The sequence below is a fragment of the Caulobacter sp. 602-1 genome, from assembly GCF_003931565.1.
Taxonomy (GTDB): domain Bacteria; phylum Pseudomonadota; class Alphaproteobacteria; order Caulobacterales; family Caulobacteraceae; genus Caulobacter.
This window is the reverse complement of the sequence record NZ_RRYI01000004.1, coordinates 319,385-333,942: the sequence shown is the minus strand read 5'-3', so window position 1 is coordinate 333,942 and position 14,558 is coordinate 319,385. Positions and strand designations below refer to the sequence as shown.

The following is a 14,558-nucleotide window of genomic DNA, read 5'->3' as shown; positions in this document are numbered from 1 at the left end:
CGAGCGCGCGAATTGGATGCGCAGACGCAGCCTTCAGATGATCTACGAGGCCGGCCAGGGCCACCCTGGCGGCGACCTGTCGGCGACCGACGTCCTGGCGGCGCTTTATTTCGGCGTGCTGCGCTATGATCCCGCCACCCCGAACGCGCCCGGCCGCGACCGGTTCGTGATGAGCAAGGGCCACTGCACGGGGGCGCTCTACACGGCCCTGGCTGGCGCCGGCTTCTTTCCAGAGGCCGAGCTGTCGACCTATCTGCAACCCAATTCGCGGCTGAACGGCCACCCCAACCGCACCTATCTGCCGGGGGTGGAGACCAATACCGGCCCCCTGGGTCACGGCCTGCCCGTGGCCGTCGGCATCGCCATCGCCGAGCAGATCGACAGCGCCGGCTACCGCACCTTCGTGCTGACCGGCGACGGCGAGCTGCAGGAAGGCAGCATGTGGGAAGCGGCCATGCTGGCCGGCCACCGCAAGCTCTCGAACCTGACCGCCATCATCGATCGCAACCGCCTGCAACAGGGCGCGCGGACCGAGGACACCAACGCCCTGGAGCCCCTGGCCGACAAGTGGCGCGCGTTCGGCTGGGAGGTCGTCGGGGTCGACGGCCACGACCACGCCCGGCTGCTGGCCATCCTGGATGCGCCGACCACGCCGCGCGAGCGACCGCTGTGCGTGATCGCCGAGACCATCAAGGGCTATGGTGTCTCGTACATGCAGGACAAGGCTGGCTGGCACCACGGCGTCCCCAACGCCGAACAATACGCCCAGGCCCTGGCCGAGCTGGCCGGTAGCGAGGATCAAGCATGAGCGCCGCGGCTCCTTTCGCCCCCGGCCTGTTCGATTGCCGGGACGCCTATGCCCGGACCTTGGAAGCCCTGGCCGCCGAGGACCCGCGCATCGTCGCGGTGGTCAATGACAGCGTCGGCTCCAGCAAGCTGGGCAAGTTCCGTGATCGCTTCCCCGAGCGCCTGATCAATGTCGGCATCGCCGAGCAGAACATGGTCGGGGTCGGCGCGGGCCTGGCCAACGGCGGCAAGATCCCGTTCGTCAGCGGCGCGGCCTGCTTCCTGACCGCTCGCGCGTTGGAGCAGATCAAGGCCGACGTCGCCTATTCCGCCGCCAATGTGAAGCTGTGCGGCATTTCCAGCGGCGTGGCCTATGGCGAGCTGGGCGCGACCCACCATTCGATCGAGGACCTGGCCTGGCTGCGCCCGATGCGCGGTCTGACGGTGATCGTCCCCTCCGATCCCTGGGAGACCGCCGAGGCCGTCAAGGCCGCCGCCGCCTCCGATCAGCCGATCTTCATCCGCATCAGCCGCATGCCGGTGCCCGAACTGGAGCACCGCGCGCCCTTCGCGATCGGCAAGGCCGAGATCCTGCGCGACGGCGCCGACGTGGCGATCATCGCCGCCGGCACCCTGGTGCACCGCGCGCTGGCGGCCGCCGAGGCGCTGGCCGCCGGAGGGATCGAGGCGCGGGTCATCAACATGGCGACCATCGCGCCCCTGGACGAGGCCGCGATCCTGGCGGCCGCCGCCGACTGCGGCGCGATCGTCACCGCCGAGGAGCACGTCGTGCGCGGGGGCCTGGGCGGCGCCGTGGCCGAGGTCTTGGCCACCCAGCGCCCGACGCCGATGCGCATCCTGGGCTTCGACGGCTTCCAGCCCACCGGCTCGGCCGAGTGGCTGATGGAGCGCGCAGGTCTGACCGCCGCCGGCGTCGCCGCCGCCGCCCGCGACCTCGTCTCGCGAAAGCGCGACTGATGGCCGGCGACGTGATCCTGGCCATCGACCAGGGCACCACCAACACCAAGGCGTTGCTGGTCGGCCCCCACGCCGAGATCGTCGCGCGCGCCAGCCGGCCCATGACCCTGGCCCATCCGCGTCCGGGCTGGACCGAACAGAACGCCGAGCACATCTGGGCCAGCGTCGCGGCCGTGATCGAGGACCTGGTCGTCGCCGCGCCCGGCCATCGCATCACCGCCGTCGCCATAAGCAATCAGCGCGAGACCATCGTCGCCTGGGACGCCCGCACCGGACGCCCCATCGCCCCCGCGATCAGCTGGCAGTGCCGGCGCTCGTCCGAGCGATGCGCGCGCCTTCGGGCCGAGGGCCTGGAGGCCTTCGTCTCCGAGCGCAGCGGCCTGGGCCTGGATCCGCTGTTCCCGGCCGCCAAGCTGGCCTGGCTGCTGGAGGCGGTCCCCGAGGCGGCGGCGCTGGCGACCTCCGGCGACCTGCGGGTCGGCACGATCGACAGCTGGCTGCTGTGGAACCTGACCGGCGGCAAGGTCCATGCGACCGACCTCAGCAACGCCTCGCGCACCCAGCTCCTGAATCTGCGCGCCCGCGACTGGGATCCGGAGCTGGCGGCGCTGTTCGGCGTGCCGCTGGCCGCTCTGCCCCGTCTCCAGGATTCCGACGCCGACTTCGGCCGCGTCGCCGCCGGCGTTTGCGCCCTGCCCGCCGACATCCCCGTGCGCGCCATCATGGGCGACTCCCACGCCGCCCTGTTCGGCCACGTCCAGGCCGCGCCGGGCGCCGTGAAGGCCACCATCGGCACCGGCTCCTCGATCATGGCGGCGACCGACAGCCTGGTGCGCTCGACGCACGGCCTGTCCTCGACCATCGCCTGGAGTCAGGGCGGCGAGACGGTCTATGCGCTGGAGGGCAACATCACCGTCTCCGGTCAGGCTGCAGCCTTCGCGACCCAGCTGCTGGGCGCGGCCGATGAGCAAGCCCTGACGGATCTGGCGACCTCGGTCGAGACCAGCGACGGCGTCGTCTTCGTGCCCGCCCTGGCCGGGCTGGGCGCGCCGCATTGGGATGACCGCGCGCGCGGCGCGATCTCCGGCATGACCCTGGGCACACGCCCCGCCCATGTGGCCCGCGCGACCTTCGAGGCCATCGCCTTGCAGATTGTCGATGTGATCGAGGCCATGCAGGCCGACCTGGCCCATCCGCTGAGCGAGATCCGGGTCGACGGCGGCGCGACGCGCAACACCTTTCTGCTGCAACTGCTGTCGGATCTCTTGAGCAAGGACGTCGCGCGGCAGGACAGCCCCGAGGCCAGCGCTCTTGGTGTGGCGCGCATGGCCGCTCTGGCCCTGGACGCCCCGATGCAGGCCGAGGAAGCCCCGCTGCTGCGCTTCACGCCGCGCATGGCCGACGCGCGTCGAAGCCAGATCCAGCGCGACTGGCGCCAGGCCATCGCCCGGGCCCGCTCGCACGCCTGAGCCCCAGCAAGATATGACGCTTCAAGCGACGCCTGACGGTGCGCGCTCGATGACTCATCTTGTCGTGGGAAGACGAAAGAAGCTCGCCGAGGAGGCAGGACAAGGCCCCTCGGCGAGCAGTTTCGGGGTGGACTCTAGAACTTCGTGCGCACGCCGACCGACACCAGGCGGCCCAGGGTCGAGCCGTTGGCATAGCCGCTGTTGGCGTTGCGCCAGGGCGGGGCCTTGTCGAACAGGTTGTCGACATTGAGGGTCAGCTGCGCGCCCTGCATCGGGCCGAAATCGCCCAGATCGAGGCCGGCATAGAGGTCGACGGTGTCGTAGGCGCCAACCTTCGACTGCACCGCCTCGCCCACGATCGGATAGCCGCCGCTGTGGATCAGGGTCGCCCGGCCGGTGACCTTGCCGTACGTCCCGCCCAGGGTGGCGACATAGTTGAAGTGGCCGACGCCGTTCTTCAGGCGATCGACATAGACGCCGTTGTTGGCGTCGCTGGTCTTGCGGTTCAGCGTGTAGGTGCCGCCGAAGCTGGCCGATAGCGAGCCGAAGCTGGTGGCGCGATAGGCCCGGACGTCGAAGTCGATACCATCCTGCTTGACCCGGCCGCGGTTGTAGCGACGCAGGTCATAGATCGCGTACGGGCTGTTGGTCGCAAAGAACGCGGCCAGGGAGTCGAAGTTGTCGGCCCGCGCGCCGCGCGAAAAGGCCTGGGCCTGCGCCAGGGTCGGGTTGAGGATGTAGTATGGCGCGTTGGAAGCGTCGGCATAGAAGGCCGCACCGCCGTTGAAGCCGCCGGCATTGACGCTGATCACGTCGGAGAAGTCGACGTTGTAGTAGGTCACGCTCGCCGTCACGCCTGGCAGGAACTTCGGCTTGAAGTCCGCGCCCAGCGACCAGGTGTCGGCGGTCTCGGGACGCAAGGTGGGGCTGCCGCCGGAGATGTAGAGGATCGGACGCAGGGCGCTGCCGGCTGGATCACCGGGACGAACGTTCAGCGCGATCGGGAACGAGGTCACCCGCGCGTCGACCGCGCCGTTGGTGTCGGCAAGGCTGGGCGCGTGGAACGAGGTGCCCCAGTTGCCGCGAATGCGGACGCCGTCGAACGGGGTGTAGTTGAAGCCGACCTTCGGATTTGTCGTGCTGCCGACGTCGTTATAGTCGTCGTAGCGAACCGACCCGGTCAGATCCAGCGCCTGCAGGAACGGCCGGGCGTTGCCCGCGCCGACCAGCGGCACGAGGATTTCGCCAAACACCGACTTGACGTTCCGCGACGACGAGACCGCGTTGCGCTTGGGCGTGGCCTTGGGCCCGAAGGCGATGGCCGCGTCGATGCTCTCGTGATGGTACTCTGCGCCCACGGCCAGGCGGACGTCGCCGCCGGGCAGGCTGAACAAGGTCCCGTCGGCGACCAGACGGCCTTCGCCCAGATCCTGCTTGGCCTTGGAGATGTTGGTGTAGTCGCGGATCGCCGCCAGCACCGCCCCGTTGGTCTGGGTCAGGTCATAGGGGTTCAGCGCCGTGGCCGTCGTGGTCGCGCGCAAGGCCTGATCGACATAGGTGCTGTTGATAGAGGCCTCATTGGTCTCGCTATAGCTATGACCGAAGTTGGCCAGGCCGCGCAGCTTCCAGCCGTGACCCAGGTTCAGGTCGAAGGTCGGGGTCAGGCCTTCCGAGCTGAACTTGGCCGGGTTGTCGGTGCTGTCGCCGAACACCGAGGCGTAGTTGAACAGCACCGACTGGCTGGTCTCGGTCCCGATCGCGCGGAAATAGGGGTTGGCCGAGGTGATGGTCGAGTTCGTCGACAGCGCCGCGGTCTTCATGTTGGTGTTGCGGATCGAGTAGTAGCCGGTGACGTTGACCGTCAGGTCGTCGCTGATCTCCTGGTCCAGGGTCACAAAGACCGTGTGGCGGCGCTCACGCGGATAGACGTCGGCGTAGTCGGTGGTGTCGCACCGGTTCTGCGAGCCGGCGACCAGGCCCGGCAGGGCATAGGACACGCCGGCGACCGAGATGTTGGCCTGAGCGCAGGTGGTGGCGCGACGGTCGGTGCCGCCCGTGCCGCGATTGTCCTGGGTGACATAGGCCCGCTCGCGGCCCTGGATGTCGTCATGCCAGGCATAGGCGTACGAGGCCGACAGCGAGCCGCTGCCCCAGTCCTTGCCGATCGTAAGGTTGGAGTCGAAGGTGTGATAGCCGTCGGCCACGCCGTACTTGCCCGACACCTCCGCACCGGTGACGCGCTTGCGGGTGATGAAGTTGACGACCCCGCCGATGGCGTCCGAGCCGTAGATCGACGAGCCGCCATCCGGAATGACCTCGACGCGATCGATGATGCCCGGCGGGATCACGGTGGGATCGACATAGGTCTGCAGGATGCCGGCCCCGACCACGCGGTGGCCGTTCAGCAGCACCAGGGTGGTGGTGCCGCCCGAGGCCCCGAGACCGCGCAGGTTGGTTTGGGCGATCGGCTGGCCGAAGCTGGCCGAGACCGCCGGGAAGCCGTTGAAGTTGCTGATCTGCGGGATGGTGGCCAAGAGGTCGTTGGTGTTGGCCGCCCCGCTGGCGATCACCTCGTCCTTGCCCACACCGATGACATTGGTGCCGACCGGCGCGACGCCCCGCAACAGGGTGCCGGTGACGACGATCTCGGACACCTCGCTGGCGTCCGTCTTGTCATCCTTGGCGGGTGGCGGATTGGCGGTCGTGGTCTGCGCCATGGCCGGACCGGCGAGGGCGATCGTCATCGTCATCAAGCTGACCGATACTAGCCCCGCACGGCGCCTTTCGAAAATATTCGCTGACATGTCCCCTCTCCTCTCCCTACGCCGCAGGCTCGTTTCGGCCCTTCGGTCACTTTGGACGCACAATCCGTAGCTTAGGAATCTACGAATGACAATTGACTACTTTCGAATACCTTCGTATCTCAAAATCAATTCGAAGAAGAAACGCGCACGCATGTATCGCGCCAGCGCGTGGCCATCACGGGCCTGACCACAGGGAGAGGAAGAACCGATGACCGAGAAGGCCAGCCTTTCACGGCGACAATGGATGACGTCCGCGGCAGCCGCCGGCGGCGCGCTGATCGTGTCCGGCAAGGCTCTGGCGGCCGGGACCGACGGCGCCGGCCCGATCGTCCGGACCAGCCATGGCCCCGTGCGGGGACGCATCGAGGACGGCGTGCATGCGTTCCGAGGCGTCCGCTATGGCGCGCCGCCGGTCGGCGGCCTGCGCTTCCGCCCGCCGCAACCGCCCAAGCCGTGGTCGAAGGTCGTGGAGGCTGATGCGTTCGGCGCCGCCGCCATGCAGTCGCCCGGCCCCGACGCGCCCAAGACCGAGACCCACAACGAAGACTGCCTGTTCCTGAACATCTGGACCGCCGGCCTGGACGCCAAGAAGCGCCCGGTCATGGTCTGGTTGCACGGCGGAGCCTTCGCCGAGGGCGCGGCGGGCCGTCCGACCTATTACGGCGACCACTTCGCCCGCGACGGCGTGGTGCTGGTCTCGGTCAACCACCGCCTGAACGTCTTCGGCTTCACCCAGCTGCCCGACAGCTGGGGCCCGGCCTACAAGTCCTCGGGCCTAGCCGGCATGCTGGACATCGTCCTGGCGCTGCAGTGGGTGAAGGCCAATATCGCCCGGTTCGGCGGCGATCCGAACAATGTGACGATCTTCGGCGAGAGCGGCGGCGGGGCCAAGGTGTCGCTGCTGCTGGGCATGGTCCCGGCCAAGGGACTGTTCCACCGCGCCATCATTCAAAGCGGCGCGGGCCTCAACGCCGCCCCGCGCGCCTACGCCCAGACCCTGGGCGGCGCGCTAGTCGAAACCCTCGGCGTCAAACCCGGCGACGTCGCCGCCCTGGCCGCTGTCGACGCCAAGACCATCTTCGACAGCCAGAAGGCGGCGATCGACAAGGCCAAGGGCGCGGCCAGCAAGGGCTTCCTGATCGACGGCTTCGTGCCCAGCATCGACGGCCAGGCCCTGCCGCGCGGCCCGTTCACGCCGAGCGCCCAGCCCTGGATCAGCGACGTGCCGCTGCTGATCGGCACTAACCGGGACGAGATGACCCTGTTTCTGGCCTCCTCGCCCGCCATCGCCAACCAGACCGACGAAGGCTTCGAAAAGAGCGCTCGCGGGGCCTATCCGGCCAAGGCCGACGCCGTCATCGCCGCCCTGCGCGCGGCCCATCCCGGCGCCTCGCCCGGCGACCTGACCATCGCCTTGCAGACGACCAAGACCCTCTGGAGCGACTCCGTCACCCTGGCCGAGCGCAAGCTGAAACAGCCCGCGCCGGTGTGGATGTACCGCATGGACTGGGACCAGTCCCCGGCCCTGGGCGGCAAGCTGAAGGCGGCCCACGCCATGGAGCTGTCCTTCGTGTTCGGCACCCAGGAGAACATCCGCGACTTCGTCGGCCCTGGCGATGGCCCGACGCGGATGGCAGCGCACATGCACCCGGCCTGGGTCGCCTTCGCCAAGACCGGCAATCCCCAGACCACCAACCTGCCGGCCTGGCCGCGCTATGACCTGGCCAAGCGCCAGACCATGATCTTCAATCTGGACAGCAAGGTGGAAAGCGACCCGCAAGGCGACCTGCGCCGCGCGATCGGCGCCTAGTCCGAAGATGCCCTCGAAGCGGGCGGGAGACGGCCAAGCCACCTCCCGCCTTTTTTCATTTCGCGACCGTCACGACGATGTGGGCATAGCGGGTCAGGGCCGGCGCGCCGTCGTCGCTCGCCTCGGCCACGATGTGCAGGGTGTCGCCAGGCTTGGCGTCGGCCGGCACGACCAGCTTGGTCGAGAGGCCGTCCAACGCGCCCAGCGCCGCCTCGCCGGCATAGGTCCCGGCCTCGGGCCAGGTCCGCCAGCGCACCGCGACCTGGTCGTGGTCCGGATCGCTCACCGTCGCCGCCAGAGCGACCGTCTGACCGGGCTTCGCCGAGATCAGGCGCGCGCCCTTGAGGACGATCTTCGGTGCGTGGTTGGCGTCGGCGTAGCGCGGCGTCGTGGCCCAGACGAACCGCGCGGCGAAGTCGCGCTGCGACTGGGCCAGGAACGGATGGGTCGGCTGGCGTTTGAACTCCGGCGCCTTGCCGGACGCCACGGCCGCCAGGTTCGCGGTCATCTCGCCCGACATCGCCGAGCGACCACCATCGTGATAGCCGCCCCAGCCGCCGAACGAACTGGCGCGATAGCCCTCCAGGCCGTTGTCGATCAGGTTCAGATAGGTGACGGTGTCGCCCTCGCCGATCGCCGAGCCCTTGGCCTCGACCGGCGACCAGACGATGTAGCCCTTGGCCCGCAGCTGCTCAGCCGTTTTTCCCGCCTCGCCGAAATAGTCGAAGATGTCGCCCTTCACCATCTGCCGGCCGTCGCCCCAGGTCCGGTAGAAGGCGCCCAGCGGGCCCTTGTCGGCGATGTTGGCCTTGGTCCAGTCGGCGCTCATATAGGCCGTGTCGTCGACGCTCAGCGTGCGCTGGGACATGTAGCTGATCATGACCCCGCCCTTGGTCTCGACGTAGCGGATCTCGGGCCAGCTGGGCTTGATATACTTGGCGTAGGTGTCGTCCTGGTCGCCGGACGGATGGATGACCGCCTTGCGGATCACCTTGGCCCGGATCGCCGCCCACTGGGGCGTGCCCTTGTACTGCTCTTCGATCGACTTCAGGGCTCGGGCGATCGTGCTCTGGCCGCCCCAGGCGTGCAGGTAGATCGGGGCCTCCTCCTTATCCAGCAGCAAGGCCTTGATCAGGTTCGAGCCCGGCGTGTCCTTGTCCATCTCGCCGTCGAAATCGACATTGCCCCAGCGCACCTTGGACCGCAGCGCGGTCGGCGTCGGATAGGCCGGATCGTGGACGCGCAGGTTCGGATAGGCCTTGGCGTAGGCGTCCAGCGCCGCATCGATGAAGCGCTCCTTGGGATCCCAGCGCCAGGATGTGCAGGGGCAGATCTCGCGGCCGACGCGGGTATATTCGCGGCCGGCTACATACCCTTTGGTCCCCTTGCCATCGCCCTTCCAGTGGAACTGGCTGCTGGCATAGATCAGGCCCTCGGTGCGGAAGCTGGGCGCATAGAGCAGGTAGCGGACCAGGGAGTTGGAATCGTCCAGCTCGGGGTCGGCGGTGATCACCACGCGCGGCTTGGCGCCCGGCGGGGTCTCCAGATAGCGCGGCGGCGCGACCTTGCCGGCGGCGGCCCGGGACGGACCCGCCGCCAGCGCCATGCAGGCGCCGATCACGGCGAACGCGGCGGCCTTCGAGCCTCTCCCCATAGCCTCTCCCTTCGTTTTTGGTTTGAGGCGGCTTACCACGCCCACCCGCGCAGCGCATCGATAAATATCGTTGTTTATTTTCGTTCACTTTCGATTTAACGAACGCGACGCCTTCAACCCTCTTCGCCGCTGGACGATCCATGGAACCCAAGCCGCAGCGGCGCCTCGTCGTCGGCAACTGGAAAATGCACGGCCTGCGGCGCGATCTCAGCGAGCTAGCAGGCATCGGCGAGGCGGCCGCGGCCTGCCCCGCCGTGGACGTGGGGATCGCGCTGCCGGCGACCTTGATCCTGCCGGCTGCCGACGCCGCGCCAGCGCTCTGGATCGGCGCCCAGGACGTGCATTCCCGACCAAGCGGCGCCTTCACCGGCGAGGTGTCGGCGACGATGATCCGCGACGCTGGCGGCCGCTTCACCCTGATCGGACACAGCGAGCGGCGCGCCGCCGGGCAAGAGAGCAACACCACGATCAAGGCCAAGGCCGAGGCCGCTCGCCAGGAAGGCCTTTCGGCCATCGTCTGCGTCGGCGAGGACGCCGCCACGCGTGCCGACGGCCAGGCAGAGCGCGCCGTCAGCGCACAGCTGCTCGACAGCCTGCCCGAGGGCGCCGCCCCGTCGTGGCTGGTCATCGCCTATGAACCGATCTGGGCGATCGGGACGGGACGCACGCCGTCCACCGATGAGATCGCCGACATACACGCGGCCCTGCGGCGCGCTTGCGTCGAGCGCCTGGGCGATCCCAGCCTGACCGTGCGCCTGCTCTATGGCGGATCGGTCTCAGCGGCAAATGCCAGCGAGATTCTAAGGCTTCCGAATGTCGATGGGGTCCTGGTCGGCGGCGCCAGCCTGCGCGCCAGCGGCTTCACGCCCATTATCCGACTTGCACAAAACGCCGCGCATCTAGGCCCAAACAATGCCCAAAAGGATTCGGCACCGTAGGCGGTGCAGCGCCATTTTCTGACATTGGCGCGGCTCCAGGAACGCGACGTTCCGTGAGGCGCTGGTGCGGCGCCAGAGCTGACTGGCCGATGAGCTAGAGATCGATCTGCTCAGACATCTCCAGCGCGTCATCGACCTCGATGCCAAGGTATCGGACCGTGCTCTCTAATTTCCGGTGCCCGAGTAGCAGTTGGCATGCGCGCAAGTTGCCGGTCTTCTTGTAGATCAGCGCCACCTTTGTTCGGCGCAGGCTATGCGTGCCGTAAGCCCGAGGTTCGAGTTCAATCATCGACACCCACTTATCGACCAGTCTAGCGTACTGCCGCGTACTGACGTGATCGCCTGGTCGACTGCGGCTTGGAAACAGCCAGTCGTCGTTACGCCGTCCACGCGCCTTCAGCCAAACCGCCAAAGCGTCTCTTGTGGGCTCGGTGATCTCGAACGGGACGGGCTGTCCGGTTTTCTGCTGGATGATCGTGGCGCGTGCTCGTAGCGCGCCGCCCGGCGCCACGTCGCTGACGCGCAATCTCACCAAGTCACAGCCCCTGAGCTTGGCGTCTATGGCGCAATTGAACATGGCAAGGTCGCGGACTCGCCCGTTCGCCTTGAGCTGCTGTCGGATTCCCCAGATGTGCCGCGGCTTGAACGGCGGCTTTGGGCCGATGATGCGGCCAGTGTTCCAAGGACGCTTGGGTGGAAGGAAGAGGTCAAATTGAGCCATGTCCGCCTCCTGCGAATTGGCTACTCCCCTCTACTCATCCTACCACGTTCAGCCGTCCGCGGCTCCGGTTACGCATTGCCGACATCGGGCGGTGCCAGATTCCAGACATTGCATCGTCGGCGCCTTCGGCCGCTTTCGCCCCTTAGCGGACCTGTTGCGCGAGGCGCTTGGCCGCCGACACGGCTTCTATCACGCACTGCTGGAGCTCGATTTCGTCTCGAGCGCATTTGGCCGCGTATATGTCTTTGCCCCCGCGACTGAAGGTCACCATTGTGAGCCATTGTCGGCCTGGAGCAGGGGTTATTTGGGCGACGGTCGCCTTGAGTGGCTGGCCAGTGATCTCTCGCGTTGCGGCCCGAAAGTTCTCGGCGAAGCGCTGGGTTAGCCCGTCATCGCCGGCCGTCCAGACTTCGACCGCGGAGGCGGCAATGCTGGTTGTGGCGAGAAGCTCAAGGATCATTTTCAATACGTTAGCTGGGGCAGGTCGGCTGTCGACCCGTGGCGGACCTTCGACCGGACTCGGACAGCTCAGGCCGTCCATTAGTTGGGGGGCTTGGCGAGGAAGTCTATGACATAGCCGGCGAAGGCCTTGGGACGCTCCAGATACATCAGGTGCCCGCTGGCCGGCACAACAATCCGGCGCGCGCCGGGGATGGCGGCCTCGATCGCCTTGGCCTGGTCCTGTACGTCCTTGATGTCAACCGCGCCGACCAGGATCAGCGTAGGCGCGCGGATCTCGCCCAGGCGGGGCCTGGCCACGGCGATCGGTTGTTCCTTGGTCCCTGCGGTGACATTGCCTGGATGGGCCCGCAGCAGGTCCGCCAGGCGCTTGCGTTCGGCGCTGGCGCCTTTTGTCAGAATGTACGGGTCCTTCACCGCGCTGTTGACCGCGCCAAACTTGAACAGCACCAGCAGCTTCATCGTTCGCGCCAGGAAGCCGAACGAGGCGTCAAAGCCGCTGACCCAGGGGCCGACCAGCACCAAGCGGTCGACCGCTTCGGGATGCGCCAGAGCGAAGTCCACCGCCACGCCGCCGCCCGAGGACGAACCGATCAGGGTGGCGTGCGGCATGTCGACGATCTTCATCAGCGCGGCCAGATCGTTCGCCGGGCTGTACGGCGCGGTCGCGGCTGGCGACGCGCCATAGCCGCGCCGATCGTAGCGCACCACGCGATAGCGCTGGCACAGCAGCGGCCAGACATCGTCATAGGCAGCCGAGTGCAAGATGCCGTCATGCAGCAGCACCACGGCCTCGCCGCTGGATCCGCAAGTCTCGTAGGCGATCTTGCCGCCGTCGACGTTCAGCATTCTGGGCGCCGCGCTGGCGCTCGGGGCGCAGAACAGCAGGCAGCCGGCCGCGATCGCCCGGACGGACGTTGAAAACTGCATTGATGATCTCCGGTTAGAGCGCCGTCAGCCGGCGCGTTTCAGCTCGTCGCTATGCACGTCTGGCGGTTGCTCGGGTTGGTATTCGAGGATGTCGCCAGGTTGGCAGCGCAGATACGTGCAGATCGCTTCCAGGGTCTCGAACTTGACGCCCTTTACCTTGCCCGACTTCAGCAAGGATAGGTTAGCGTCGGTAATCCCGATGGCGCGGGCCAGCACGTTGGAGCGTACCTTGCGGTGGGCCAGGATGACGTCGAGGCGTAGGACGATGGGCATCAGACGAACGCCTCGCGATCTTCCTCGATCTCGCGGCCGACCTGCATGACCTGGCCGATCACCAGCACCAGCAGGCCCAGCACGAAAGCCTGCAGGCTGGCCATGTGGGCCCAGTTCTTGTCGATCTCGTAGCGGGTGGCGCTGAGCGCCAGATGGCACAGGAACGGCGAGACCGCATAGGCGCAAAGCCAAGCGCCGATCGCGCCAAAGCGTACGGCGGCGGCGCGGGAAAACACCTCGCCGCCGGCATAGTGTAGGAACAGCGCCCGCAGGCTCCAGAAGATCATCAGGATCGGGGTGGCCCGCACGATGCCGACCACCACATAGACCAGCCGATGGACCAGGGGCAGCGAGCCGAACGCCACGGTATTGGCCGGCGCCTCGCCGATATAGCAGTTGTCCGGCCCGATCCGGACCCACTCGCCGCGATAGAACAGCATGGCACCGATCGCGGCGATCAGGATCAACGCCGACAGCGACAACAGGCCGGTGAAGAGGCCCGCGATCCAGCCGCTGCCGATCCGCACCCGGCGCTGGGCGGCGCTTTCCGGCGGCTTGACGGGCTTGCGAACATGCGGCTGCAACTTCACGACCGTGGCCATGGCGTCCTCCATGCGGCCATGCTCAATCAGAAAAAACTTTCTGTCAAACGATATAAGCCCCGGCGCGCGGCGTCTGGGCTCAACGGCCCATAACCATCCTCACCGGCTGTTTAAACCGTCAGCTTCTTGACTGTGACGGCGCCGTGAAAGCTACGGCCGGGCGGCGCCAGAAGCGGTCCTCGGGCCACCTCCAGAAAGGCGACATTAGCCCCTACCTTGATCGCCTTTCACGATGAGGCTACTCAACGATCATGGTTCAGCGAGCTTCGCCCGCGTTAGGAACGGCGTCTCACTCCGTCTGGGGTGCGGTCGCCCTCTACTATGCACTGGCTCTGCTCATCTCGTGGATCGCGTGGGCGCCGCTGGTCGTCAGCCGCGCCGGCCTCGGCTGGGCGCCGTTCGTCATTCCAATGCCATGGGTGATTGTCGGAACGCTGGGACCGCTGATCGCGGCGGCGATCGTCCAGTGGAAGACCTGCCGAAATCTGAACCTTGGCCTTATCGGGGCGTCCTGGCCACGTACCGTCCTAGGCGGGATCGCGTCTGTGGTCGTGCTCGCGGCAGTCTTCGTTGTTGGCGCGGCAGCGATCCTGACGAATGACCCACCGAAGGGATGGGATCCGAGCGCAGCCCGTCTTTACGGCTTTCATCTCCTCTCCACCTTTGCTGCCGGGCCTCTTTTCGAGGAGTGGGGCTGGCGCGGCTTTGCGCAGGCGAGGCTTCAACAGCATATCCGACCTCTTTGGGCCGCCCTTCTGGTGGGGCTTGGACAGGCGCTCTGGCATCTTCCACTCTTTTTGATCCCAACTTGGTCGAGCGCCTCGCCTCCGGCCTATTTCGCAATGGTCTCCGCGCTTGCAGTCATCATCGCCTGGGGCTTCAACCTGTCCGGCATGAGCATCATTGTAGCGATCATCCTCCACGCAACGTTCAATGCATCCTCCAGGGTGCTCGGGGGCTTTCTAGGGACGGCCGACGTTCGCGAGGGCGCCGATGGGGTGGTGGCTATTCTGGTGGCGCTTGGCGGGTTGGCCATAATTCTGGCGTTGGCCACCAAGGGACAGTTGGCCTATCGGCCCGCAGCTGATCGGCGCGAATAGCCGACCGACACGGGAAAGTCGTGCAGGCGCCATG

General features: G+C 67.2%; 12 protein-coding genes. 6 read left to right on the top strand and 6 right to left on the bottom strand.

All coding sequences use genetic code 11. The features are described from left to right. Nucleotides 1-16 precede the first annotated feature (16 nt). From EIK80_RS14110 to EIK80_RS14100, 3 genes are read left to right on the top strand one after another with little or no spacing between them, the layout of a single operon-like run. Nucleotides 17-808, top strand: coding sequence for a transketolase (locus EIK80_RS14110; RefSeq protein ID WP_125157635.1), 792 nt, complete (start codon nt 17-19; stop codon nt 806-808). After that, a complete protein-coding gene (locus tag EIK80_RS14105) occupies nt 805-1,764 on the top strand; it encodes a transketolase family protein (protein WP_125157634.1) in 960 nt (319 codons plus the stop codon). Before EIK80_RS14110 ends, EIK80_RS14105 begins: the two co-directional genes overlap by 4 nt. Further along, the gene (locus EIK80_RS14100; RefSeq protein ID WP_125157633.1) at nt 1,764-3,233 is read left to right on the top strand and encodes an FGGY family carbohydrate kinase; all 1,470 of its coding nucleotides are present in this window, start codon (nt 1,764-1,766) and stop codon (nt 3,231-3,233) included. The genes EIK80_RS14105 and EIK80_RS14100 overlap by 1 nt, the downstream gene beginning before the upstream one ends. 134 nt (nt 3,234-3,367) lie before the next feature. Here the strand turns inward: EIK80_RS14100 and EIK80_RS14095 are convergent, their stop codons facing one another. Then, nucleotides 3,368-5,983: a TonB-dependent receptor domain-containing protein gene (locus EIK80_RS14095; protein ID WP_158624688.1), complete on the bottom strand. Its 2,616-nt coding sequence runs from the start codon at nt 5,981-5,983 to the stop codon at nt 3,368-3,370. Between the two features lie 298 nt (nt 5,984-6,281). Between EIK80_RS14095 and EIK80_RS14090 the strand changes: the two genes are divergently transcribed. Further along, nucleotides 6,282-7,847 carry a carboxylesterase/lipase family protein gene (locus tag EIK80_RS14090; protein ID WP_158624687.1) on the top strand — a complete coding sequence of 522 codons (1,566 nt, stop codon included), beginning with the start codon at nt 6,282-6,284 and terminating at the stop codon, nt 7,845-7,847. 55 nt (nt 7,848-7,902) lie between these two features. Here the strand turns inward: EIK80_RS14090 and EIK80_RS14085 are convergent, their stop codons facing one another. Beyond that, complete coding sequence (locus EIK80_RS14085; RefSeq protein WP_199743477.1) at nt 7,903-9,501, bottom strand: DUF1593 domain-containing protein; 1,599 nt, start codon at nt 9,499-9,501, stop codon at nt 7,903-7,905. 140 nt (nt 9,502-9,641) lie between these two features. On the opposite strand from EIK80_RS14085, the gene tpiA reads away from it, so the two are divergent. Beyond that, nucleotides 9,642-10,439 carry a triose-phosphate isomerase gene (gene tpiA, locus EIK80_RS14080; protein WP_125157630.1) on the top strand — a complete coding sequence of 266 codons (798 nt, stop codon included), beginning with the start codon at nt 9,642-9,644 and terminating at the stop codon, nt 10,437-10,439. Nucleotides 10,440-10,533: 94 nt separating this feature from the next. On the opposite strand, the gene EIK80_RS14075 is transcribed toward tpiA, so the two are convergent. The 4 genes from EIK80_RS14075 to EIK80_RS14060 form a co-directional block, all read right to left on the bottom strand. Then, a complete protein-coding gene (locus EIK80_RS14075; protein ID WP_125157629.1) occupies nt 10,534-11,160 on the bottom strand; it encodes a site-specific integrase in 627 nt (208 codons plus the stop codon). Nucleotides 11,161-11,700: 540 nt separating this feature from the next. Beyond that, nucleotides 11,701-12,549: an alpha/beta fold hydrolase gene (locus EIK80_RS14070; protein ID WP_125157628.1), complete on the bottom strand. Its 849-nt coding sequence runs from the start codon at nt 12,547-12,549 to the stop codon at nt 11,701-11,703. A 24-nt stretch (nt 12,550-12,573) separates the two neighbouring features. Further along, nucleotides 12,574-12,822 (bottom strand): helix-turn-helix transcriptional regulator, encoded by a 249-nt coding sequence (locus EIK80_RS14065; protein ID WP_125157627.1) that lies wholly within the window; start codon nt 12,820-12,822, stop codon nt 12,574-12,576. Beyond that, nucleotides 12,822-13,424, bottom strand: a complete 603-nt coding sequence (locus EIK80_RS14060; protein WP_125157626.1) for a DUF2975 domain-containing protein — start codon at nt 13,422-13,424, stop codon at nt 12,822-12,824. Before EIK80_RS14060 ends, EIK80_RS14065 begins: the two co-directional genes overlap by 1 nt. A gap of 251 nt (nt 13,425-13,675) precedes the next feature. Here EIK80_RS14060 and EIK80_RS14055 point away from each other — a divergent pair, with 251 nt between their 5' ends. After that, nucleotides 13,676-14,524 (top strand): CPBP family intramembrane glutamic endopeptidase, encoded by an 849-nt coding sequence (locus EIK80_RS14055; protein ID WP_125157625.1) that lies wholly within the window; start codon nt 13,676-13,678, stop codon nt 14,522-14,524. Nucleotides 14,525-14,558: the final 34 nt, after the last annotated feature.

Bases quoted from the DNA above. Each gene is read 5' to 3' on its own strand.
- tpiA (WP_125157630.1), top strand. From the start codon at position 9,642: ATGGAACCCAAGCCGCAGCGGCGCCTCGTCGTCGGCAACTGGAAAATG.
- EIK80_RS14065 (WP_125157627.1), bottom strand. From the start codon at position 12,822: ATGCCCATCGTCCTACGCCTCGACGTCATCCTGGCCCACCGCAAGGTA.
- EIK80_RS14100 (WP_125157633.1), top strand. From the start codon at position 1,764: ATGGCCGGCGACGTGATCCTGGCCATCGACCAGGGCACCACCAACACC.
- EIK80_RS14060 (WP_125157626.1), bottom strand. From the start codon at position 13,424: ATGGCCACGGTCGTGAAGTTGCAGCCGCATGTTCGCAAGCCCGTCAAG.
- EIK80_RS14105 (WP_125157634.1), top strand. From the start codon at position 805: ATGAGCGCCGCGGCTCCTTTCGCCCCCGGCCTGTTCGATTGCCGGGAC.
- EIK80_RS14085 (WP_199743477.1), bottom strand. From the start codon at position 9,501: ATGGGGAGAGGCTCGAAGGCCGCCGCGTTCGCCGTGATCGGCGCCTGC.
- EIK80_RS14070 (WP_125157628.1), bottom strand. From the start codon at position 12,549: ATGCAGTTTTCAACGTCCGTCCGGGCGATCGCGGCCGGCTGCCTGCTG.
- EIK80_RS14055 (WP_125157625.1), top strand. From the start codon at position 13,676: ATGGTTCAGCGAGCTTCGCCCGCGTTAGGAACGGCGTCTCACTCCGTC.
- EIK80_RS14075 (WP_125157629.1), bottom strand. From the start codon at position 11,160: ATGGCTCAATTTGACCTCTTCCTTCCACCCAAGCGTCCTTGGAACACT.
- EIK80_RS14090 (WP_158624687.1), top strand. From the start codon at position 6,282: ATGACGTCCGCGGCAGCCGCCGGCGGCGCGCTGATCGTGTCCGGCAAG.
- EIK80_RS14095 (WP_158624688.1), bottom strand. From the start codon at position 5,983: ATGACGATGACGATCGCCCTCGCCGGTCCGGCCATGGCGCAGACCACG.
- EIK80_RS14110 (WP_125157635.1), top strand. From the start codon at position 17: ATGCGCAGACGCAGCCTTCAGATGATCTACGAGGCCGGCCAGGGCCAC.